Genomic DNA, 20,489 nt, shown 5'->3' with positions numbered 1-20,489 from the left:
CGAAAAGGCGACAGGGGGTCTTATTTCTTCACGGTAATCCACTTGAAGAACATGAAGTTGTCGGCCATCTGGACCAGTTCGACCTTCTTGTTCATGCCCCAGGCGAGCGATTGCTGGTGCAGCGGTATGTGGCCGATGTCGGCCCCGTGGATGTCGAATGCTTCCTTGATCATGGCATTGCGTTTGGTCTTATCGGTTTCGGATTGGACTTTCCTGGTCAGCTCGTCAAACTTCGGATTGCAATATGCGCCCAGATTGAACTGGCCGGCGCCCTTGTCGTCGACACAGGCGACCAGGGCATTCATGGCGTTGTGGGCGTCATAAGTGCCGGGTGTCCAGCCCAGCATGTAAAAGCTGGTGTCGCGACGCAAAATCTTGGGGAAATAGGTGCCTTTGGTTTCAGCCTGGAGGTTGATCTTGACGTTGATGCGTGAAAGATTGGCTGCCACAGCCTGGCAAATCCGGCTGTCGTTCACATAACGGTCATTCGGGCAGTTCATGGACACTTCAAAGCCGCTCGCATAGCCGGCATCTGCCATCAGTTTTTTGGCGGCTTCAGGGTCGTAGGGCAAGCGCTTGTTCTGGTCGGCCTGGAAGCCGTTGATACCGGGGCCGATCAGCAGCGCTGTCGGGTTGGAGCCGCCACGCATCACGGTTTTCTTGATGCCTTCGATGTCGATGGCCTGATAGAAGGCCTGGCGCACGCGCTTGTCCTTGAACGGGTTTTTGCCCTTCACGCTGGAATACAGGAGTTCGTCGCGCTTTTGGTCCATGCCCAGGAAAATGGTGCGCAGCTCTGGGCCGGCCAGAACACGGGTCGCGGCGTTGCTGTTGACACGGTCAATATCCTGCACCGGCACGGGCTCCATCACGTCGACTTCACCGGACAGCAAGGCTGCCACGCGCGTGGCGTCGTTGCCGATGGGGGTGAAGACCACCTCCTGAACGTTGCCTTCAATCTTGCCCCAGTAGGTGCCGTTGCGGACAAAGGTGGTGCGCACATTGGGTTGACGCTCCCGTACCCGGTAAGGGCCGGTGCCGTTGGCACGGAAGGATGCAGCGTTTTCAATGCCTTTGCGGCGATCCACCGGTTTGGTCGCCTGGTTGGTTTCGCACCATTTCTTGCTCATCATGTAAACCAGCGTGATCACGTCGGGCAGGATGGGAAAGGGTGTTTTGGTTTCGATCTCGACCACATGGTCGTTGATCTTGCGCACTTCCTTGAAGTCGTTGGTGTAGCTCTTCATGTCCGAGCCGTCGGCCTGGGTGCGGTTAAAGCTGAACACCACATCATCGGCGGTGAACGGCGTGCCGTCGTGAAACTGCACGCCCTTGCGCAATTCGAAGCGCCATACGGAAGGTGACGTCTGTTTCCACGAGATCGCCAGGCCGGGCGCCAGGCTCAGGTCCTTGTTGCGGATGACCAGGCCTTCATACGCATTGCCCGTCACGCTCAGCTGCAGTGACTCGTTCAGCGAGTGCGGATCCATCGACAATGAATCGCCCTGGTTGGCGACTCGCAGGGTTTGCGCCGAAGCGATAAAACTTGTGGCCGTGAGGCCGCACAGCACAGCGGCTGAAAGCAGATTGGACTTGAATTTCATCAGGAACTCCTTGTGAAAGGGATGAGGACTTGCGGGTGTAAAAAATGAAAGAAAGGGGTGCGGCCTGCGCCATCAGTGGCCTGCGGCATTGCCGACGCGAAGCCGGGGGTCCACTGCGAAATACAGCAGGTCGACGACCAGGTTGATGGCCACAAAAATCAGCGCAATCAGGCACAGGTAAGCGGCCATGACGGGGATATCGGCAAAGGTCACTGCCTGGATGAACAGCAGGCCCATGCCCGGCCACTGAAACACAGTTTCGGTGATGATGGCAAAGGCGATCAACCCGCCCAGTTGCAGACCGGTAATGGTCATTACCGGCACCAGCGTGTTGCGCAAGGCATGGCCGAAATGGATGGCCCGGTCGGGCAGGCCGCGGGCCCGTGCGAACTTGATGTAGTCGGTGCGCAATACCTCCAGCATTTCCGCGCGCACCAGCCGCATGATCAACGTGAGCTGAAAGACTGCCAGCGTTATGGCCGGCAGGACGATGTGGTGCCAGCCATCGGCCTTGAAGAGGCCCGTGCTCCACCAGCCGATCTGCACCGTCTCGCCACGGCCAAAGCTCGGGAACCAGCCCAGGCCCACGGCGAACACCAGGATCAGCAGGATGCCGATCAGGAAAGTGGGCAGTGAAACACCCAGCAGGGACACCGTCATGAACACCTGGCTCAGGAACGAGCCGCGGCGCAGCGCCGAATAGACGCCCATCGGGATACCGATGAGCAAGGCCAAAACGGCCGCCACCAGCGCCAGCTCCAGCGTGGCGGGGAAGCGTTCGGAAATCAGGCGCGACACCTTGGCGCCCTGGCGCAGGCTCAGGCCGAATTCGCCCTGCGCGGCGTTGACCAGGAAATGCCAGAACTGGACGATAAAAGGCCGGTCCAGGCCCAGGTCGGTACGCAGTTGCCGGATCTGCGCCGGTGTGGCGTCCTGCCCCAGAAGGAACACCACCGGGTCACCGACATACTGAAAGAGCATGAAGGCAATCAAGGCGACCACGACCATCACGATCACGGCCTGAATCAGGCGGCGCAGAATAAAAGCAAGCATCGGCCAAAGGAAAAAGTGTCGGACGATACTAGCAGAGCAACAGTCGTGCCGACACAGGGGTTTACTTTAGGGTTAAAGAAATTTGCAATCTGCCGCAATCTCGCGTAACCCGCCCCAAATCGGCGCTTCCGGCGTCTTTTTTGGGGGCTGCGTACGGCTTTCTTTCAGTGCGGTGCCGTGGGCTTTGCACTGGCCAGGCCCGGTTGTCGCGGGTGCCCGACAGGCTCAGGCCGCCCGTCCTTTGGCCCTCAAAGCCTTTGCAGTTTCTTGCGCACCAGATGGATGTTGCTGCGCAGCGCATACAACTCGTCGGTGTAAGACAGCGGAACGGTGATTTTCTCGGCGCGGCTTTCCAGGTTGTTGAGTTCTTCCAGCAAGGCCGCGTTGCCACTGTTTTCCCCAGAGATTTCCACGCGGTTTTCGATGTCGCGCAGTTGGCCGTACCAGCGGAAGATGCGTGAACGCACACGAAAAGCGTACAGCGGCGGGATGATGCGCGACAGCGGCAGCATGATGGCGATGATGATGCCCATCGCCAGCCACATCCGCTCGACCAGGTTGGCCACCCAGAAGGGCAGGTAGCGCTGCAGTACGGGGGTGCCGTTCTTGATGGCGCGCTCGGCTTCCTTGGCAATGGGCAATTCGCTGTTGTCGCGGTTCGGGTATTCGCGGGCGCTTTTGAACCAGCCGGCCCCGCCATGGATGTCGTTGCCGGCCTGGGCCAGCAGCTGCTGCAGCGCGGGATGGATACCGGAGCGCGTGATCAGTGAGGTGGTCGACGCGACCAGCCGTACGTCATCGGGCGGAATATTGCCCGCCAGATCCACCACGCCGCGTGGCAGGCGGGTCGGCGTCAAAAATGCAAAGCGCCGCGAATAGGCTTCGCTCTGGGCAAAATTCATGAGCTTGATGCCGGGGGTTTGCAGCAGCATCTGCACCATCAGTGACTCGGGGGCGGACGCGAACACAATCGCGTCCAGTTCCCCCGCCAGAAAGGCCACGGTCGCGGGCGTCTGTTCCAGCCTCGAGACTTTCATCGTAGCGGGGTCGATGCGATTGCTGTCGAACAGTTTCGCCATCAGGCTGGGGACCCCGCTGCCTGGCGTGCCCAGGTTGACGCGCAGGCCCTGCAATTGCGTGAGCGATGTGAGGCTGGCGTCTTCCCTCGTGTCCGCGGAGTCTGCCTTCCCTGCGAGTCGGCTGCCTGGCGCCTTCGCGGCCCGTGCTGCGGCAGCTACTTTGCGCGCCGCATCTTCCCGGTAGAACAGCCAGAGCGGCTCCACAAACAGGCTGCCCAGCGACGACAGGTCTTCTTCATCCTGGGCGGTGTAGTCGCTGGTGCCGCCCTGGACAAACCCGACATCCACCTTGCCTTCCCGCAGCAGCTGCAGGTTGGCGGCTGAGCCTTCCGAGGGCACAAGGACTACCTGGATGCCCTCCGACGCCAGCGCTTTGGCGTAACGCTTGCCGAATTCTTCATAGGCGCTTTGCGCCGGGCCGGTCGCCAGGGTCACCCGCTTGGGCGGGTTCGGGTCCAGCCACCAATAGGCCAATACCAGCAGCGCAGCCGCCAGCAGGATGAACGGGCCGGCGGAGACCCACAGATCGCGCAGGGACAACAGGGTATAGCGAATGGTTTTAGGCATGCGCCGAACCATAGCATGGGGCCGCTGCCGGCCTGCAGGCAAAGTTTGTCTATTGGTAAAAATGGCCTGCAGGCCAATCAGGACGGGCGCAAACAGCTATCAAAACAGGAGCATATTGACAGCCACGCCGGCAAGCCGGTTACTTGCCGGGTTCAATGGACAGCACCGTGAAGGTACCGTTGATCCTGTCCACGGTGAAACTGACCTTGTCCCCGGCTTTCACGGTTTCCAGCATCGCGGGGTCCTTGACCTGGAACACCATGGTCATGCCGGGCATGTCCAGGTTCTTGATCTCACCGTGCTTGAGGGTGATCTTGCCGGCCTCTTTGTCGACTTTGCGGACTTCGCCTTCGGTCGGCGGCAGGGCCGCCTGCGCCAGGGCAAGCGACGTGGCCAGTGCGGCAATGAGGGCAGCCCCTATGCGGTTAAAACGTTTCACGGGAAATCCTTTCAGGTGCGGTGATAACTTTGGTAGATGCGGGTGCTGCCATCGCGGTGAACCAGCAGCACGTCATACGGGTCCTTGCGTCCGCCATAAAGCGGGGCGTCCATGCCGGGTGAGCCGACCGGCATGCCGGGAACGGCCAGGCCCACGGCCTGCGGGTTCTCTTTGAGCAGGCGATAGATCTCGCGGGCCGGCACATGGCCTTCCAGTGCGTAGCGCTTGCCGGCCAGGCTGACTTCCGCCGTGTGGCAGGAGCCGAGCTTTTCCGGGATGCCGAGCCGGGTCCGCGCCGCCGTGTTGCCGCTGTCGTGAATGTGAACCTGGAACCCGTTGGCCTGCAGGTGCGCCACCCAGTCCTTGCAGCAGCCGCAGTCAGGGTCTTTCCAGACTTCGACGGGTACTTGGGTCTGGGCCCACAGTGCCGGGGTGAGGGCTGAAGCGCTTGCAAGCGCGGCCGTCACCTGGATGAGCTGTCGTCTTTGCATCATGTGTACTCCTTGTGTGAACGGATCAGCGGGCCGCAACAGTGATCTTGCCCACCATGCCTGCCTGGTAGTGGCCGGCGATCAGGCAGGCGAAGTCGAATTCGCCGGCGCGATTGAAGGTCCAGACCAACCCGCCCGACTTGCCCGCCGGCACGTGCGCCATGTAGGGCTCGTCGTGCTCCATGCCCGGAAACTTCACCATCATCGCCGCGTGTTCGTCGAGATTCTTTTTGGTCCCGATCACCAGTTCATGCAAAAGTTTGCCGCGATTGCGGATTTCAAAACGCACGGTTTCGCCTTGCTTGAACGAGAGCTTGTCTGGTGTGAACCGCATGTTGTCGTCCATGGACAGCGTGACGGTGCGTGTGGCTGCACTGGCATCTCCCGCGATGCCCCAGGGCTTTTGCTCCTTCGGGGCCGGGGCCGCACTGGGGCTATGGGCAGCATCGCCGTGGGCGAAGGCTGGCGCGGCCGGGGCTGCAAAAACGGCGGCGGCAAGAATGGTGATAAGTGGGTTCATGGTGTGGTCCTTTGTGGATGAAGTTAAAGAGTTAAAAATTCAAAGTCAAATCAATGTTGGTGGCCGGGATGCCCGGCCGCTGTGGCCGGCGCATCGCTGTAGCCGCGCAAATCCGCGTAAAGGTTTATCTGCTGCGGTGTCAATAAACCTGCCTGTTGCAAGTGCGTATGCAAGTGCGAGGCACGCAACTGGGCTTGAAGCAGGCCAATCTGCCGGGTCAGGGCATCAACCTGTGCCGCGTTCACCTGCCTGCCGGCAAAGGCGCTGTCCAGGTCACGCTCGGCCTCTACCAGCCTGGCGCCCAGCGCGCGGGCCTCGGCCTTGTGCTGGTTCATCAGTGCTTCGCTGGCCTGCTTTTGCGCGGTGCTCAGCGCCAGCGGGCCGGCCAGTTCCAGCACGTGCATGGGCCCCGGGTAACCGTTCAATTCGGCCGCCTTGGCTTGTTCCATGCCTTTGCCGGCCAGAAGGTCAGCGGTTTGCGCCGCCGACAGGGCTTTAATGCTGCGCGCCTGCTGGCCCGCGTAAGGACTTGCTGCGGGGTTTTCACCCCTCGTCTGGCCATGTTGGGCAAACAGGGCTGTAGCACCCGACAGTAAAGCGCAAGCAGCTATCAATTTAAGAGCGTTTTGGGTTTTCATGATGTTCCTCAAGGTTCGGGGTCAGTGGCCGGTATGGCCCTGGGGTTTGCGGATATTGATTTCAGTGCCGCCCGCAGGTGCGGCCGGATTGCCAGCCAGGGGGCGGGCCGGGTCGGGCAGGGCGCCCTTCCATTCATAAGCCTGCGTGCCGGCCGGCTGCCGGTACCAGCCCGGGTCCTTGTAGTCGCCGGGCTTCTGGTCCCCGCGCACCTTGAGCACGCTGAACATGCCGCCCATTTCCACGCCGCCGTAGGGGCCCTTGCCCGTCATCATGGGCGCGGTGTTGTCGGGGATCGGCATCTCCATCTCCCCCATATCGGCCATGCCGCGTTCGCCCATCACCATGTAGTCGGGCACAGCCTTCTGGATTTTCCTGACGAGGCCGCGGTGGTCCACGCCAATCATGGTGGGCACGTCGTGACCCATGGCGTTCATGGTGTGGTGGCTTTTGTGGCAATGAAAAGCCCAGTCACCTTCCTCGTCCGCCAGAAATTCAAACTGGCGCATCTGGCCCACGGCAACATCCGTCGTCACTTCCGGCCAGCGGGCCGGCCGCGGCGTGGGGCCGCCGTCGGTGCCGGTCACCGTGAACTCGTGCCCGTGCAGGTGCATCGGGTGGTTGGTCATGGTGAGGTTGCCCACGCGTATGCGCACCTTGTCGTTCCTGCGCACCACCAGCGGGTCAATGCCGGGGAAGATGCGGCTGTTCCAGCTCCACAGGTTGAAGTCCAGCATGGTCATGATCTTCGGCGTCATGCTGCCGGGTTCGATGTCGTAGGCGTTGAGCAGGAACACGAAGTCGCGGTCGACGACGTCGATGAGCGGATGTTTTTCCCTGGGGTGTGTGACCCAGAAACCCATCATGCCCATGGCCATCTGCGTCATTTCGTCGGCATGCGGGTGATACATAAATGTGCCGGGGCGCCGCGCCGCGAACTCATACACAAACGTCTTGCCCACCGGAATCGCCGGCTGGTTCAGCCCGGCCACACCGTCCATGCCGTTGGGCAGGCGCTGGCCATGCCAGTGGATGCTGGTGTGCTCGGGCAGCTTGTTGGTGACGAATATGCGAACGCGGTCGCCCTCGACAACCTCAATTGTGGGGCCCGGGCTCTGGCCGTTGTAGCCCCACATGTGGGCCTTGAAGCCCGGGGCCATTTCGCGCACCACCGGCTCCGCCACCAGGTGGAATTCTTTCGCGCCGTTGTTCATGCGCCAGGGCAGGGTCCATCCATTCAGGGTGACGACCGGGTTGTAGGGCCGGCCGTTCGGCGGCGCAAGCGGCGGCGCGGTGTCGGGCTTGTTCATCGTCACGGGTTCCGGCAGCGCGGCCATCGCTACCTTGCTGATGGACGCGGCGGCAACCGCCGTCAGCGCCGTGCGGTTAAAGAAATTTCGTCGATTCATGGGATTCCTTGTGTTGGGGGGGCGCTCAGTGCGCTGCGGCTGTGGCGGCGCCGTTTTTGCCGGAAGACCTGGACGAGGCCGTGCCGGGCGATGCGCCGGCAAGCACCGTCTGAAGGTCGGCTTCGGCAAGCCAGAAGTCGCGTTGCGCCTCGATGGTGCCGGCAGCAGCCAGCGCCTGCGCGCGGGCGCCGGCCAGCAGGTCAAAGACGCTGGTGAGCATGCCGTTGTAGCGCAGCACCGTTTCATCCTGGATGAAGCGGTAAAGCGGCATCACCTCCGTCTGGTAGTGGCGTGCCAGGTCGTAAGCCGTGCGGTAGCCGTGGTAAGCCTCGCGTGCTTCGCTGCGCGCCCTGACCGCCAGTTCGCGCACGCGGGCCGAATCACCCATGGTGTCCCACAGGCCGTCGGCACCGGGTTGGGGCCGGATGGCGCGTTGCCCTGCCCATTGCGCCGTCGCCAGGCGCAGGTCCAGCCGCTGCTGCAGCACGCGGCTTTCGATATCCGGCATGTCTTGCGCTTTCGGGGGCAGGTCGGGCAGCCGTTCGGGCAATGTGAAGCCGGCTTGCGCGCCCCACAGGCCCATCACCACCACGAGTTTTTCGCGCTCGCTGAAAGCGGCCTGCCGGGCGCGCGCCAACTGCGCCGTGGCCTCGGCCAGCAGCAGTTGTTCGCGGGCCTGCTGCAGCTTGCTCCAGTTGCCCGCGCGTGCCATGCGGCGCGCCAGCTCGCCGCCGGTCTCCGCGTTCTCCCTGGCTTCATCTATAAAGCGCGCTGTCTGCGCGGCGGCCACCGCGTTGATCCAGGCTTTACGGGTTTCGTTGGACAGCAGGGTGATATCCTGCGCGGCCTTGAGTTTGGCCGGGCTGACGGACACGGCATCCGTGATGTTGACGCCTTCGCCGGCCAGGGACAGCTGCAAGCCGGGGTTGTTGAGCAGCGCAATGCGCACCGCGCTTTCTGGGCTGAGCGGGCCTTTCAGCAGATCGGCAACGGCGGCGCTGGTGTCTTTGCCCGGCCGCGCGATGAGCACGGGGGGCGCAGTGCCGGAGCTGCCCGTTTGCGTGGTGGTCAGCGCCTGCAGGCCACTCACGCCGCCATCCGGCACTGCCGTTGTGCAGCCCGCGAGGGCCAGCATGAGCAGCGCCAGCGAACCCAGCCGTGGAGCGACGTGGCGTTGGCCGGCAGAGGAGGTCATGCGGGGCCTCATGGTTTCGAAGCGGCGGGCGCCGCAGGTTCGGTGCGTGGTGCCTGGGCCTCTTCCCATTTCAGCAGGTCGGCATGCCCCTTTTTGAACTGGCCCGCAGTGGCGTTGGATTTTTTCCAGTCATCGCTGGCCGGCTCCACGCCCTGCGGACGGTTCACAAATACCGACTGGTACGCGGTGGATGGCACCGGCGTGCCCGGGCTGGCAGCCTGTTCGGTGGGTCGGGGGTTCACCCGGGGGTAGGGATCTGCCTGTGCATGGGCCCCGGCAGAACCGATGAAAAACAGCGCGAGGGCCAGCGCTGTGCGCGGGCGGGAAATGAAACGAATGGTCACAAGAATCTCCTGAATACAAGCGGGGCGATTTGCGGAAAATCGCGGGTATCCGGCGTCAAGAGCCTGAAAGGCCCTGCCGGACGGCAAGTACAGGCCCAGTACGGGCCTGGAGATCAGGAAATGGGTGGTTTTTGGCCCAGCGCGGCGTCGGCGCTGGCGAACTGGTCTGACGCTGGACGCAGCAGGCTGCGCCCTTGGAAAACGGGGCTGTGGTCCGGCGCAGCAAGCGACAGCGCCACCGTATGGCAGGCCTGGCATGCCGCGCAGGACTCACAGCCGGTATCACTCGACTGGGGGGTGTTCCCGGAGGTGTGCCCGGCACAGTCGTGCATGGCCATGGTGGCTTCGGGCGACGTCTCCTCGTGGCCTGAATGGCCTTCAGCCCCCATGTGGTGAGCGGGAGCTGCTATCGTTTTGGTAGCGGACTGTTCTGCGGAAGCAAGCTGCCCGTGTTGCACATGGGCAGCCGCCATCTGCGTCGCCATTGCATCGCCTACCCAGCCGCGCAAGGGCAGCAGGGCGATCATCAGGACGAAGAGCAGGTGGCGCATGGGTGAATGATAGGCGATGCTTCTAAAAAGTTCCCGCACGGCAAGTCATCAAGCTTGCCATCGCAAGGCGGGCAGTGGAAACTGTCTGATCACTCATGACAGGCAGGTTCGTTCTTTGAAATTTCATTCCATGCTCTTGAAGCCTGGCGTCGCGGCCGCCCTGGCCTCGGCTTTCCTGTTCGGCGCGGGCACGCCGCTGGCCAAGTCATTGCTCGGCCAGGTCAATCCCTGGATACTCGCCGGGCTTTTGTACCTGGGCTCCGGTCTGGGGCTGGCGCTTTATCGCCGGCTGCGCGGTGCTGCCCGGCCACGCCTGAACCCCGGCGAGGGGCGCTGGCTGGCCGCGGCCATACTGTGCGGCGGCGGCCTGGCGCCGGTACTGCTGATGTACGGCTTGTCGGCGATGCCTTCGAGCCATGCGGCCCTGCTGCTCAATGCCGAGGCGGTATTGACCGCCGTGCTTGCGTGGATGGTGTTCAGGGAAAACTTTGACCGCCGTATTGCGGCGGGCATGGCCGCTATCGTGGCGGGTGCCGTGCTGTTGAGCTGGCCGCAGCAGGCAGCGGCCACTGCAGGGTCAACATTCAGCGCGCTGTGGCCCGCGCTCGCCGTGACTTTGGCATGTTTTTTCTGGGCGCTGGACAACAACTTCACGCGCAAGGTGGCGTTGGTGGATGCGTCATGGATTGCCTGCGTGAAAGGACTGGCAGCCGGCGTGACCAATCTGCTGCTGGCTTTTCTGGCGGGCGCGGCGTTGCCGGGTGCGGCACAAATCTCCGCCGCGATGGCGGTCGGCCTGCTGGCCTACGGCGTGAGCCTGGCGCTTTTTGTGGTGGCCTTGCGGCACCTGGGGGCATCAAGGGCCGGCGCCTACTTTTCGACGGCACCTTTTGTGGGGGCCTTGTTTTCCGTGGTGTTTCTTGCCGAGCCCGTCACCTGGCAACTGGTGGGCGCCGCCTTGCTGATGGCCATCGGCATCTGGCTGCACCTGACCGAGCATCATGCGCACATGCATCGGCACGAAGCGCTGGAACATGAACACCTGCATGCGCATGACGCGCATCACCCGCATGAGCATGCACAGGCGGTTCCAGGGATGCATTCACATCGCCACCGCCATGAGCCCCTGGCCCACAGCCATGCGCACTACCCTGACGCCCATCACCGCCATGGGCATTCCGGCGGTTGAAGAAGACGGCCTCGTTTAGACCGCAAACAGGTCTCAGGCTTTCTGAAGTTGCAGCTGCGCCTTGTCGATCCATAGCTGCAGACTGTCCAGCAATTCCTTCTGGCTGAATGAACAGCTTTCTTCGGTGAAGAGTGCGGCGGACTCCAGCCGGTTGAGCAGTTGCGACAGCACATCATTGAAGCGGGCCGGCAGGGCAGCTGCAAGGCTTTGCTGCTGCGCGGCCAGTTGTGCAAAGGCGCCCACGCGAATGCCGTCACTGCGCAGTTGCTGCAGCGCAGCTTGCAGTGCTTCGAGTTGCTGTTCGGGTGTCATGGTCTGGGTGTGGAGCTTGAAGGGACGTTCAGGCGGCGGCGGACACCTGCACCCGGGCCGGCATGCGGTCGAACACCAGCGTCAGCATGGCCAGCAAACCAAAAGGCACGCCGACCCAGCCCAGCTGCGCAAAACCCACCTGATCGAGCACCGCACCGCTGACCACAGCGCCCAGCGCCGTGCCCACATACAGCATGGAGCCGTTGAGGCTGAGCAGCAGCGGTGCCTGCGCGGGCGACAAGGTGGCCAGCCGGCTTTGCTGCGGCGCCATCAGCCCGAAACCTGCGATGCCCCACAGAACCAGCACGGCCATGGTGGCCGGCACATGGCCGCGCGTCAGCGGTAGCAGGCACATCATGGCCACCAGCACGGCCAGTTGCACGCGCATGCTGCGCAATGCCCCAAAGCGGTCGGTGGCCCAGCCGCCCATCAGCGTGCCGGCCACGCCCGCCAGGCCGAAGACGGCCAGCGTGGCGGAAAGCTGCGCTGAACTCATGGGGTTGAGTGCCTGCAGTACCGGGCCGACATAGGCGAAAACACTGAAGATGGCAATGAAATACAGCAGCGTTCGGCTCCATACGCGCAGCACGGCGGGCTGGCGTGCCGCGGCGCGAAAACCTGCAAAGCTGGTGCCTGCGCTGGCCATGTCGGCCGGGATCAGCCAGCTCGCCGCAGTCAGCGCCGCCAGGCTGGCCCCGGCCGACAGCCAGACCGGCACACGCCAGCCAAACTCAAAGCCCAGCCAGGCGCCGACCGGCAGGCCGACGGCGTAGCTGATGCTCATACCCAGGAAAGTGATGGACAGCGCCCGGCCGCGCAGGGCCGGCACCACCATGCTGACGGCCAGCGCCGATGCCGCGGCGGTGAACATGGCACCTGCTCCCATCAGCACGCGGCCCAGCAGCAGCAGGGGAAAGTTGGGCGCGACGGCGCAAACCAGGCAGCCCACCGTAAACAGGCTGAGTGCCAGCTGGACGGCGCGTTTGCGTGGCCACCTGGCGGTGAGGATGATGAGCAGGGGCGCCAGCACCGCGGTGGCAACGGCGTATGCGGTCATGGCCTGGCCGGCGGCCGCCACGCTGATGCCCAGCGAGGCACTCATGGGCTGCAGGATGCCGCCGAGCACAAAAGCCCCGCTGCCGATCACGAGGTTGCACAGGGCGAAGAAATAGAGAATGGGCGGCATGGCAGTCATGGGCAGCAGGAGTCCGGTGGGCAGATCAGGGCGGAGGCATGGTTGCAGACGAACGGTTGGGCAACAAAACGGCCTTTAGCCCAACAGGAACGAGCGCAAGCAGCTATCAAATTGAGAGCAACAAAAAGACGTCACCGCTATTGTGCGGGAACTCACCCAACCCTGCAGGAGCGGGGGAAAGGCGGCCTGGCGCGGCCCCGTCAGGTTTGCGGGATCCAGGGCCCGCTGGCGGGCAGGGTTGATGTGCTTTGCAGCACTTCAAGGTCTACCGGCTGCGGCGTGTTGTCGCCCGCACCCTGAATTTTCACGATGTCCTGCGGACAGGCGGAAAACGCGACAAAACAGTCCATCTCGGCGCGCAGCGTGATCGAGTCGCCGGCTTTCGTCACGGTGGGCAAAGTTTTGAGTGTGATGCCGTCGGGCTGCACCCGGATGTTCATGAAGATGTTGAACGAAGCGAGGATGGCGCGCGGCGGCGTCAGGCCCAGCTCGAACATGCCTTCAAACATGTTGTCGCAGCAGTTGCGGTGGTAGCCCTTGACACCCAGCAGTTCATAACGGCGGCGGTCGCAGGCGGCCATGAAGGTGTCGTGCACGCCAGGCGTGCTGTCTTCCACCACGGTGAGGATGGGGTGGCGCTGGTTCGTGACGAAAGAGTCGCCGACGACAGGATTCAGGTGCTGGTTCCACACACGGGTGGTTTCCATGCACATGAATTCGTTCAGGTCGTAGGCGTTAAAGGCCCAGCAATCGACCACCTGTGTGCCGTGAGTGTTGATGACCTTCACAGCTTGCCCGGCCTGCAGGCGCAGCGCCTTGCCGTGGCCGGCGGGAATATGCAGCGTGCCAGGTGTCGCGGAAGGCGTCATGGATTTCCCGGATTACTGGATCATCCCGAGGAACTGCTTCAGCTCGGCGGTTTGCGGATTCGAAAACACTTCGTCGGGCGGCCCGATCTCATGCACGCGGCCCTGGTGCATGAAGACCACGCGGTCGCAGACCTTGCGCGCGAAGTTCATTTCGTGGGTCACCATCAGCAGCGTCATGCCTTCGGCGGCGAGGCTTTCCACGACCTGCAGCACTTCACCGACGAGTTCAGGGTCCAGCGCCGAGGTGATCTCGTCGCACAGCAGCACCGAAGGCTGCATGGCCAGTGCGCGCGCGATCGCCACGCGCTGTTGCTGCCCGCCCGAAAGCTGGTCGGGCCAGGCTTCGAATTTTTCGGCCAGGCCCACGCGCTGCAGCAGCGCACGGGCGTGTTCTTCTGCGGGGGCACCGGCCGTCTTCTTGACCAGCGTGGGCGCCAGCATGATGTTTTTGCCGACCGTCAGGTGCGGGAAGAGGTTAAAGCTCTGAAAGATCATGCCGACATGCTGGCGCAGCTCGCGCATGACCTGCGGGCTGTCGTGCAACAGGTGCTTGCCGTCCACGCGCAGCGTACCGCTCTGAAAGACTTCAAGCCCGTTGATGCAGCGCAGCAGCGTGCTTTTTCCCGAGCCGCTTTTGCCGATGATGGCAATCACCTCGCCGGCCTTGACCTCCAGATCAATGCCTTTCAAAACCTCGTTGGCGCCGAAGCTTTTGCGAAGTTGATTGATCTCGACAAGAGTCCTGTCGGACGAAGTTGTTGCGGCTGCAGGGGGTGATGCGACGTTAGCGTCCATTTCGGGCTTTCCTCTCAAGCTTGCGGGCATACAGGGACACGGGGAAACACAGCGCGAAGTACATCAGCGCGACGCAGCTGTACACCACAAAGGGTTTGAAGGTGGCGTTGGTGATCATGGTGCCGGCCTTGGTCAGTTCGATAAACCCGATCACCGAGGCGAGCGCCGTGCCCTTGATGACCTGCACCAGGAAACCCACGGTGGGCGGCACGGCAATGCGCACGGCTTGCGGCAGCACGACGTACTTGAGTTGCTCGCCGAAGTTGAGCGCCAGGCTTTGCGCGGCTTCCCACTGGCCCTTGGGAATAGCGTCGACGCAGCCGCGCCAGATCTCGGCCAGGTAGGCGCTGGTGTAGAGCGTGAGTGCTACCGCAGCCGCCACCCAGGCCGGCACATTGATGCCAAAGAGTGCTAGGCCGAAGTAGGCGAGGAAGAGTTGCATCAGCAAGGGCGTGCCCTGGAACAGCAGCACGTAGCCGTCCAGCGCACGGCGGGTGAAGAGGGCCGCCTTCTGCGCGCCCGGCACTGCGCGGGTGGCTGACAGCCGGCCCACCAATAGCAGCATGCCGACGATGCCGCCGCCTATGAAAGCGACGAGCGACAGCACAACGGTCCAGCGCGCCGCCAGCAGCAGGTTTCTGAAAATATCCCAGACAGAAAATTCAATCATGGTGTTGCCCGGCCTTTCCAGTTAGCGACCAAAAAGGAACTTCGGGCCGGCCCAGTTGAGCAACTTGCGCACGGCCACCGACAGAACCAAATAGATCAGCGTGGCGATGATGAAAGCTTCAAAAGCCCGGAAGTTGCGACCCTGGATCAGGTTGGCGGCGTAAGACAGCTCCTGCGTCGAAATTTGCCCGCACACCGCGGAGCCCAGCATCACGATGATGATCTGGCTCACCATGGCGGGCCAGACTTTTTTGAGCGCCGGCGGCAGCACCACACGGGTGTAGATTTGCACGCGGTTGAGCGCCAGGCTTTCGGCCGCTTCAATCTGCCCGCGTGGCGTGGCTTCAACGCCCGCGCGGATGATCTCGGTGGCGTAGGCAGACAGGTTGATCACCATCGCCAGCACCGAGGCCGTCTCAGGCGACAGCCTGAAGCCCGCGGCCGGCAGGCCGAAGAAGATGAAGAACAGCTGCACGATGAAGGGCGTGTTGCGGATCAATTCCACATACGTGCCGACTACCCAGCGCAGCCACGTTGGCCCGCTGGCACGCGCCCAGGCAAACGCCATGCCCATGAACATGCCGAGCACCGACGAGATCGCCGTCAGGCCCAGCGTCCACGCAACGCCAATGGCCAGCAGCGGCCATTGGGACAGAACTGCCATGAAATCAAGCTCGACACGCATCTGATTCACTTCCTGTTGAGAGGGGCTGCCTGCAGGCCAGCGGCCGCAGCGGAACCGGCTTTGCCGGGCCGCAAGCGGCGCCCCCTGCAGGGGGGAGGAGGCTACACGAAGTGAGCCTCAACGGGGGTCAGGGTAAAGTCCCGGCAGGGCGACCCAGCCACTTCATCGCGATCTTGTCCAGGTCGCCATTTTTCTTGGCTTCGGCAATCACTTCATTGACCTTCAGGCGCAGCTTGTCCTCACCCTTGGCCACGCCGATGAAGTTGGGGCTGTCGCTGAGCAGCAGTTTGTACTCGGTGTTCAGTTGCGGGTTTTTGGCCATCATGTTGCCGGCGACTGAGGCGCCGGTGGCAATCAGCTGCACCTGGCCTGCGGTGTAGGCCGACACGGTGGTGTTGTTGTCTTCAAAGCGCTTGATGTCGACACCGGCCGGCGCGACTTTGGTCAGCTCCTGGTCTTCCAGCGCGGCGCGCGTGACACTGATGCTCTTGCCGGAAAGATCGGCAAACGACTTGACGCTGACGCTCTTGGGACCGAACACGGCCTGGAAGAAGGGCGAGTAGGCGACGGTGAAATCGATGACTTTTTCCCGGTCGGGGTTTTTGCCCAGCGTGGAGATCACCAGGTCGGCCTTTTTGGTTTGTAGATAAGCGATGCGGTTGGCGCTGGTCACGGGCACCAACTCAACCTTCACACCCATTTTTTGCGCGATGTAGCCGGCCATTTCCACGTCCAGGCCCTGGGGTTTCAGGTCAGTGCCGACCATGCCGTACGGAGGGAAGTCGGTTGGGATCGCGATCTTGATTTCCTTGGCCTTCATGATGTCATCCAGCGCAGTCTGTGCATGGACACCGGTGACGCCCAGCACGGCGGCTGCGGCAAGGGCAAGAGAAAAAACGCGTTTTCTGGAATTCATAGCAGGGCTCCAAGGTAAGTTGAGGAATCGTCAGTGGGTTTGGCCGAAGCACGGCCGGGCTTGCGAACACGGGAGGGCGGCGAGGACGCCGCCTTGTTGCTGGGGCTCTGCGCATCCAGCGGACTTAATGCACTGCGCAGATGCGACAGCGGGTCGCCGGCGCTGGTTTGCAGTTTGAGCGCGGCCTGCACGCTGCCGATATGGGCCTGCATGAGCTTTTCAGCCTTGGCCAGGTCGCCCTTTTCAAGGGCCTGCACGATCTGCACATGCTCTTCGCAGGATTGCGCCGCATCGTGCGACGACTGGTAGAGCATGGCAATGAGTGTGGTGCGCGCGGTGAAGTCGCGCAGGGTATCGGCCAACAGGCTGTTGCCCAGGCATTCGGCCAGGCACACATGAAAGTCGCCCAGCAAAAAACTACGCAGGCCCACGTCGTCGCCCTTGACGGCGGCTTTCTCGCGGGTGAGGTGGCTTTTAAGTTGCTTGATGGCGGCCTTGCTGACGTCACCGGTACAGCGGATCAGGCCCATCTCGATCACGCGGCGCGCCTCGAAGGCTTCGCGAGCCTCTTCCTGCGAAGGCTCGATGACATACCAGCCGCGCCGGCTGCTGACAGTGACAATGCCGCGCACCGCCAACCGGGTCAAGGCTTCGCGCACGATGGTGCGGCTGCAGTCAAACAACATGGCCAGTTGTTGCTCGCCCAGGCGCGCGCCGGGCGCGAGCTTTTGCGCCATCACGGCTTCAATGATGCGGTTGGAGATGTCGGAGGCTGTGGCCATGCACCTGTAGTGCATATCCCGTGCCAGCCGCCAAACTGGTTCAATTAACTGGTATACAAGTTATGTGCACCTGACTGGCGTGCCTGCGGACCAAAATTGCGAGGTTTTGGGGCTGCCTGCACCAGAAAGGGGAATGGTGTGGGCGCTTGGTTCTGACTGCCGGCGCCTCTACCGCGCCGGATCCTGTCAGTCCAGTCTGGCGCCCGAAGCCTTGACCGCCTGGGCCCAGCGCGGCATTTCAGCGGCCAGGAACTGGGCAAACTCGTCACTGCCCATGAAGGCAGGGTCGGCTCCTTGCGTGACCATGCGGTTGCGGATGTCCGGGCTGGCCATGACTTGCCTGAAGGCATCGCTGAGTTTGGCGGTCACGTCCCTGGGCAGGCCGGCGGGTGCGAGGAAGCCGTAAAAGCCCACCACCTCAAACCCCTTGATACCCGATTCAATGACCGTCGGGATGTCGGGCAGGGCGGGGTTGCGCTCCTTGCTGGTCACGGCCAGCGCACGGACCTTGCCCTGCTTGTGATAGTTGGCGGCCTGCGGAATCGATTCGCCCATGAACTGCACCTGGCCTGCCATCAGGTCGGTAAAAGCGGGGGCGCTGCCGCGGTAGGGGATGTGCACCATGAAGAGCCCGGTGGCATTCTTGAACATCTCGGGCACCAGATGGCTGATGCCGCCGTTGCCGGCCGATCCGTAGTTGACCTGGCCGGGCCTGGCCTTGGTGTAGGCGATGAATTCCTTGAGGTTGTTGACTGGCAGCTTGGGGTTGACCAGCAGCGCCAGCGGTTGCATCGCGGTGCGGGCAATCGGGGTGAAGTCTTTCAGCGTGTTGTAGGGCAGCTTGCTGTAGAGTGCGGGGTTGATCACCATCACGCCGGTGTTGGCCAGCATGAGCGTGTAGCCGTCGGGCGCGGCCTTCATGACGTCTTGTGCGCCCACGGTGCCGCCGGCGCCGGATTTGTAGTCGATCACGATGGGCTGACCCAGCACGGTCTGCAGGCGCTCGGTCAAGAGGCGTGCATGCTGGTCCAATGGCCCGCCGGCCGGAAAGCCGATCACCACACGGATGGGCTTTTCGGGAAAAGCCGCGAACGCTGCGCCAGGGGCTAGCGCTGTGAAGGCCAGCGCGCAAGCTGACGTCAGGGTTTTGCGTCGAAGGGCGAGAAATCGGGTCATGGTGTCTCCTGGATGTTTCTGCTTTTATTTCCGCGTGTAAACGGTGAGGCCGGAAGGACTTCCGCCGTGAAAGGGGGGATGCATGTGTTCTCGCACCGGCTGCCGTGCGGGTGCAATCCATCATAGTGAGCGCGGGTCGCTCAAGTGACAGTGTTTTATCAGGAGCTTCCCGGATGTGGGCAGTGTGGACTCGGGGTAGGCTTGGGTCCCAAGTCAGTACTTGTCTGGAGCCTTTTTCTTGACCCTTGATTCCAACACCGGCCAGGCCGTCCCTGCAGCAACTCCGCACAACCTGCACCACCAGGTCTGGCCCAGGCGCCTGCCGCACAGCATCACGCCGCCGGCGACTTCGCTCTGGCACAACCTGGCGGTCAGCGCGTTGCGCTTTCCGGACAAGCCCGCGCTGGTTTTCTTCAACCGCGTGCTCAGCTATGCCGAGGTGATGCGTCAGGCGGAGCGCCTGGCAGCCTCGCTTTACCGCATGGGCGTGCGCAAGGGCGACCGCGTGGTGCTCAACATGCAGAACTGCCCGCAGTGGGTGATCGCGCACTTTGCGATCCTGCGGGCCAACGCCGTGGTGGTGCCGGTCAACCCGATGAACCGGGCCGAAGAACTCAAGCACTACATCACCGATCCCGACGCCCGGGTTGCCATCACCACGGCCGACCTGGCGCCCGAGCTGGCCAGGGCCAATGCACAGCTGGCACCCACCGACCGGCTCACGCACCTGGTGGTCACGCATTACAGCGATGCTTTTGACATGGAGCAATCCGGCGGTGACGATGCAGCGATGCCTGGCGCCTGGCGCGACTGGCTGGGAACGCGCCACTCGCTGCCCGCACTGGACGGCGGCACGGTGATGAGCTGGACTGATGCGATGACCGCCGGAGAAACCGCAGAGCTGCCCCCACACACCGTCACGCCGCAAGACCTGGCCGTGCTGCCCTATACCAGCGGCACGACCGGCCTGCCCAAGGGCTGCATGCACACGCATGCCAGCATCATGCACAACGCAGTGGCCAGCTGCCTGTGGGGCGGCAGCACGTTTGAAAACGTCACGCTGTCCGTGGTGCCGATGTTTCACATCACAGGAATGGTGTCGGTCATGCACGCTTCCATTTACGGCAGTGCGACGCTGGTCATCATGCCGCGATGGGACCGCGAGCTGGCCGGGCGCCTGATCTCGCGTTGGGGGGTGACGCACTGGACGAATATCCCCACGATGGTGATCGACCTGCTGGGTAGTCCCAACTTCGCCAGCTTCGACCTTCGCAGCCTGGTCTACATCGGCGGCGGCGGGGCGGCCATGCCGCAGGCGGTGGCCCAGCGCCTGTGGGAACAATACGGCCTGCGCTTTGCCGAAGGCTACGGCCTGACGGAAACCGCGGCGCCCTCGCACAGCAACCCCTATGACGCCACCAAACAGCAATGCCTGGGTGTTCCCTTCATGAGCTGCGACTCGCGCATCATCGATCCGGTCACGCTCAAGGAAGTGCCACAGGGCGAGCAGGGCGAAATCATCATGAGCGGGCCGCAGATATTCCAGGGCTACTGGAAGCGCCCGGACGCGACGGCCGAAGCCTTCATTGAACTCGACGGCAAGCGCTTCTTCCGCTCCGGTGATCTGGGGCGCATGGACGAACAGGGCTATTTCTTTATCACCGACCGGCTCAAGCGCATGATCAATGCCTCGGGTTTCAAGGTCTGGCCGGCCGAAGTGGAGGCGCTGATGTTCAAGCACCCGGCCATCCAGGAGGCCTGCATCATCAGTACCAAAGACGCCTACCGCGGCGAAACCGTCAAGGCGGTGGTGGTGCTGCGCGCCGCGGCCAAGGGCCAGACGACGGAAGACGACATCATCAACTGGTGCAAGGAGAACATGGCGGCGTACAAGTATCCACGGGTTGTGCAGTTTGTCGATGCCTTGCCCAAGAGTGGCTCGGGCAAGGTCATGTGGCGAGCCTTGCAGGAAGCGGAGCAGGGCGCAAAGTGACTGACCCTGGCACGATGCGG

General features: G+C 62.8%; 22 protein-coding genes. 2 read left to right on the top strand and 20 right to left on the bottom strand.

What is annotated here, in order from left to right; all coding sequences use genetic code 11:
* Nucleotides 1-20 precede the first annotated feature (20 nt).
* The 11 genes from AC1DYQ_RS17850 to AC1DYQ_RS17800 all read right to left on the bottom strand — a co-directional run bounded on the left by AC1DYQ_RS17850 (nucleotide 21) and on the right by AC1DYQ_RS17800 (nucleotide 9,888).
* Complete coding sequence (locus AC1DYQ_RS17850) at nucleotides 21-1,604, bottom strand: ABC transporter substrate-binding protein (protein WP_477687896.1); 1,584 nt, start codon at nucleotides 1,602-1,604, stop codon at nucleotides 21-23.
* A 72-nt stretch (nucleotides 1,605-1,676) separates the two neighbouring features.
* On the bottom strand, nucleotides 1,677-2,657 hold the full coding sequence (locus tag AC1DYQ_RS17845; RefSeq protein ID WP_477687895.1) for an ABC transporter permease: 981 nt from the start codon (nucleotides 2,655-2,657) through the stop codon (nucleotides 1,677-1,679).
* Between the two features lie 248 nt (nucleotides 2,658-2,905).
* Entirely contained in the window at nucleotides 2,906-4,303 is a 1,398-nt protein-coding gene (locus AC1DYQ_RS17840) for a TAXI family TRAP transporter solute-binding subunit (RefSeq protein WP_477687894.1), read from the bottom strand.
* Nucleotides 4,304-4,442: 139 nt separating this feature from the next.
* The gene (locus AC1DYQ_RS17835) at nucleotides 4,443-4,742 is read right to left on the bottom strand and encodes a copper-binding protein (protein WP_477687893.1); all 300 of its coding nucleotides are present in this window, start codon (nucleotides 4,740-4,742) and stop codon (nucleotides 4,443-4,445) included.
* An 11-nt stretch (nucleotides 4,743-4,753) separates the two neighbouring features.
* A complete protein-coding gene (locus AC1DYQ_RS17830; protein WP_477687892.1) occupies nucleotides 4,754-5,236 on the bottom strand; it encodes a DUF411 domain-containing protein in 483 nt (160 codons plus the stop codon).
* A 22-nt stretch (nucleotides 5,237-5,258) separates the two neighbouring features.
* Complete coding sequence (locus AC1DYQ_RS17825) at nucleotides 5,259-5,753, bottom strand: cupredoxin domain-containing protein (protein WP_477687891.1); 495 nt, start codon at nucleotides 5,751-5,753, stop codon at nucleotides 5,259-5,261.
* A 50-nt stretch (nucleotides 5,754-5,803) separates the two neighbouring features.
* Nucleotides 5,804-6,391 (bottom strand): Spy/CpxP family protein refolding chaperone, encoded by a 588-nt coding sequence (locus AC1DYQ_RS17820; RefSeq protein WP_477687890.1) that lies wholly within the window; start codon nucleotides 6,389-6,391, stop codon nucleotides 5,804-5,806.
* Between the two features lie 21 nt (nucleotides 6,392-6,412).
* The gene (locus AC1DYQ_RS17815; RefSeq protein ID WP_477687889.1) at nucleotides 6,413-7,798 is read right to left on the bottom strand and encodes a multicopper oxidase family protein; all 1,386 of its coding nucleotides are present in this window, start codon (nucleotides 7,796-7,798) and stop codon (nucleotides 6,413-6,415) included.
* 25 nt (nucleotides 7,799-7,823) lie between these two features.
* Nucleotides 7,824-8,993: a TolC family protein gene (locus AC1DYQ_RS17810; RefSeq protein WP_477687888.1), complete on the bottom strand. Its 1,170-nt coding sequence runs from the start codon at nucleotides 8,991-8,993 to the stop codon at nucleotides 7,824-7,826.
* Nucleotides 8,994-9,001: 8 nt separating this feature from the next.
* Entirely contained in the window at nucleotides 9,002-9,337 is a 336-nt protein-coding gene (locus AC1DYQ_RS17805; protein ID WP_477687887.1) for a hypothetical protein, read from the bottom strand.
* A 113-nt stretch (nucleotides 9,338-9,450) separates the two neighbouring features.
* A complete protein-coding gene (locus tag AC1DYQ_RS17800) occupies nucleotides 9,451-9,888 on the bottom strand; it encodes a hypothetical protein (protein ID WP_477687886.1) in 438 nt (145 codons plus the stop codon).
* 130 nt (nucleotides 9,889-10,018) lie between these two features.
* Here AC1DYQ_RS17800 and AC1DYQ_RS17795 point away from each other — a divergent pair, with 130 nt between their 5' ends.
* A complete protein-coding gene (locus AC1DYQ_RS17795) occupies nucleotides 10,019-11,077 on the top strand; it encodes a DMT family transporter (protein ID WP_477687885.1) in 1,059 nt (352 codons plus the stop codon).
* A 33-nt stretch (nucleotides 11,078-11,110) separates the two neighbouring features.
* Here AC1DYQ_RS17795 and AC1DYQ_RS17790 read toward each other — a convergent pair whose 3' ends face one another.
* From AC1DYQ_RS17790 to AC1DYQ_RS17750, 9 genes are all read right to left on the bottom strand, one after another.
* Nucleotides 11,111-11,389 carry a hypothetical protein gene (locus tag AC1DYQ_RS17790; protein WP_477687884.1) on the bottom strand — a complete coding sequence of 93 codons (279 nt, stop codon included), beginning with the start codon at nucleotides 11,387-11,389 and terminating at the stop codon, nucleotides 11,111-11,113.
* 28 nt (nucleotides 11,390-11,417) lie between these two features.
* On the bottom strand, nucleotides 11,418-12,584 hold the full coding sequence (locus AC1DYQ_RS17785) for an MFS transporter (protein WP_477687883.1): 1,167 nt from the start codon (nucleotides 12,582-12,584) through the stop codon (nucleotides 11,418-11,420).
* A gap of 200 nt (nucleotides 12,585-12,784) precedes the next feature.
* Nucleotides 12,785-13,453, bottom strand: coding sequence for a DUF1989 domain-containing protein (locus AC1DYQ_RS17780; protein ID WP_477687882.1), 669 nt, complete (start codon nucleotides 13,451-13,453; stop codon nucleotides 12,785-12,787).
* A 12-nt stretch (nucleotides 13,454-13,465) separates the two neighbouring features.
* Nucleotides 13,466-14,248, bottom strand: coding sequence for an amino acid ABC transporter ATP-binding protein (locus tag AC1DYQ_RS17775; protein WP_477687881.1), 783 nt, complete (start codon nucleotides 14,246-14,248; stop codon nucleotides 13,466-13,468).
* On the bottom strand, nucleotides 14,238-14,918 hold the full coding sequence (locus AC1DYQ_RS17770; protein ID WP_477687880.1) for an amino acid ABC transporter permease: 681 nt from the start codon (nucleotides 14,916-14,918) through the stop codon (nucleotides 14,238-14,240). The genes AC1DYQ_RS17775 and AC1DYQ_RS17770 overlap by 11 nt, the downstream gene beginning before the upstream one ends.
* Before the next feature lie 21 nt (nucleotides 14,919-14,939).
* Nucleotides 14,940-15,602 (bottom strand): amino acid ABC transporter permease, encoded by a 663-nt coding sequence (locus AC1DYQ_RS17765; protein ID WP_477687879.1) that lies wholly within the window; start codon nucleotides 15,600-15,602, stop codon nucleotides 14,940-14,942.
* A 127-nt stretch (nucleotides 15,603-15,729) separates the two neighbouring features.
* The gene (locus AC1DYQ_RS17760; RefSeq protein ID WP_477687878.1) at nucleotides 15,730-16,518 is read right to left on the bottom strand and encodes a transporter substrate-binding domain-containing protein; all 789 of its coding nucleotides are present in this window, start codon (nucleotides 16,516-16,518) and stop codon (nucleotides 15,730-15,732) included.
* Nucleotides 16,515-17,300, bottom strand: a complete 786-nt coding sequence (locus AC1DYQ_RS17755) for a GntR family transcriptional regulator (RefSeq protein ID WP_477687877.1) — start codon at nucleotides 17,298-17,300, stop codon at nucleotides 16,515-16,517. The genes AC1DYQ_RS17760 and AC1DYQ_RS17755 overlap by 4 nt, the downstream gene beginning before the upstream one ends.
* A 186-nt stretch (nucleotides 17,301-17,486) precedes the next feature.
* Nucleotides 17,487-18,476 (bottom strand): Bug family tripartite tricarboxylate transporter substrate binding protein, encoded by a 990-nt coding sequence (locus AC1DYQ_RS17750; protein WP_477687876.1) that lies wholly within the window; start codon nucleotides 18,474-18,476, stop codon nucleotides 17,487-17,489.
* A gap of 238 nt (nucleotides 18,477-18,714) precedes the next feature.
* Between AC1DYQ_RS17750 and AC1DYQ_RS17745 the strand changes: the two genes are divergently transcribed.
* The gene (locus AC1DYQ_RS17745; protein ID WP_477687875.1) at nucleotides 18,715-20,469 is read left to right on the top strand and encodes a long-chain fatty acid--CoA ligase; all 1,755 of its coding nucleotides are present in this window, start codon (nucleotides 18,715-18,717) and stop codon (nucleotides 20,467-20,469) included.
* Nucleotides 20,470-20,489: the final 20 nt, after the last annotated feature.

It is taken from the genome of Polaromonas sp. P1_F4, assembly GCF_056405675.1.
This window is presented reverse-complemented; position numbering and strand designations above follow the sequence as displayed.

Bases quoted from the DNA above. Each gene is read 5' to 3' on its own strand.
- AC1DYQ_RS17795 (WP_477687885.1), top strand. From the start codon at position 10,019: ATGCTCTTGAAGCCTGGCGTCGCGGCCGCCCTGGCCTCGGCTTTCCTG.
- AC1DYQ_RS17785 (WP_477687883.1), bottom strand. From the start codon at position 12,584: ATGACTGCCATGCCGCCCATTCTCTATTTCTTCGCCCTGTGCAACCTC.
- AC1DYQ_RS17825 (WP_477687891.1), bottom strand. From the start codon at position 5,753: ATGAACCCACTTATCACCATTCTTGCCGCCGCCGTTTTTGCAGCCCCG.
- AC1DYQ_RS17850 (WP_477687896.1), bottom strand. From the start codon at position 1,604: ATGAAATTCAAGTCCAATCTGCTTTCAGCCGCTGTGCTGTGCGGCCTC.
- AC1DYQ_RS17800 (WP_477687886.1), bottom strand. From the start codon at position 9,888: ATGCGCCACCTGCTCTTCGTCCTGATGATCGCCCTGCTGCCCTTGCGC.
- AC1DYQ_RS17775 (WP_477687881.1), bottom strand. From the start codon at position 14,248: ATGGACGCTAACGTCGCATCACCCCCTGCAGCCGCAACAACTTCGTCC.
- AC1DYQ_RS17820 (WP_477687890.1), bottom strand. From the start codon at position 6,391: ATGAAAACCCAAAACGCTCTTAAATTGATAGCTGCTTGCGCTTTACTG.
- AC1DYQ_RS17845 (WP_477687895.1), bottom strand. From the start codon at position 2,657: ATGCTTGCTTTTATTCTGCGCCGCCTGATTCAGGCCGTGATCGTGATG.
- AC1DYQ_RS17830 (WP_477687892.1), bottom strand. From the start codon at position 5,236: ATGATGCAAAGACGACAGCTCATCCAGGTGACGGCCGCGCTTGCAAGC.
- AC1DYQ_RS17840 (WP_477687894.1), bottom strand. From the start codon at position 4,303: ATGCCTAAAACCATTCGCTATACCCTGTTGTCCCTGCGCGATCTGTGG.
- AC1DYQ_RS17750 (WP_477687876.1), bottom strand. From the start codon at position 18,476: ATGACCCGATTTCTCGCCCTTCGACGCAAAACCCTGACGTCAGCTTGC.
- AC1DYQ_RS17755 (WP_477687877.1), bottom strand. From the start codon at position 17,300: ATGGCCACAGCCTCCGACATCTCCAACCGCATCATTGAAGCCGTGATG.
- AC1DYQ_RS17765 (WP_477687879.1), bottom strand. From the start codon at position 15,602: ATGCGTGTCGAGCTTGATTTCATGGCAGTTCTGTCCCAATGGCCGCTG.
- AC1DYQ_RS17790 (WP_477687884.1), bottom strand. From the start codon at position 11,389: ATGACACCCGAACAGCAACTCGAAGCACTGCAAGCTGCGCTGCAGCAA.
- AC1DYQ_RS17780 (WP_477687882.1), bottom strand. From the start codon at position 13,453: ATGACGCCTTCCGCGACACCTGGCACGCTGCATATTCCCGCCGGCCAC.
- AC1DYQ_RS17815 (WP_477687889.1), bottom strand. From the start codon at position 7,798: ATGAATCGACGAAATTTCTTTAACCGCACGGCGCTGACGGCGGTTGCC.
- AC1DYQ_RS17770 (WP_477687880.1), bottom strand. From the start codon at position 14,918: ATGATTGAATTTTCTGTCTGGGATATTTTCAGAAACCTGCTGCTGGCG.
- AC1DYQ_RS17760 (WP_477687878.1), bottom strand. From the start codon at position 16,518: ATGAATTCCAGAAAACGCGTTTTTTCTCTTGCCCTTGCCGCAGCCGCC.
- AC1DYQ_RS17810 (WP_477687888.1), bottom strand. From the start codon at position 8,993: ATGACCTCCTCTGCCGGCCAACGCCACGTCGCTCCACGGCTGGGTTCG.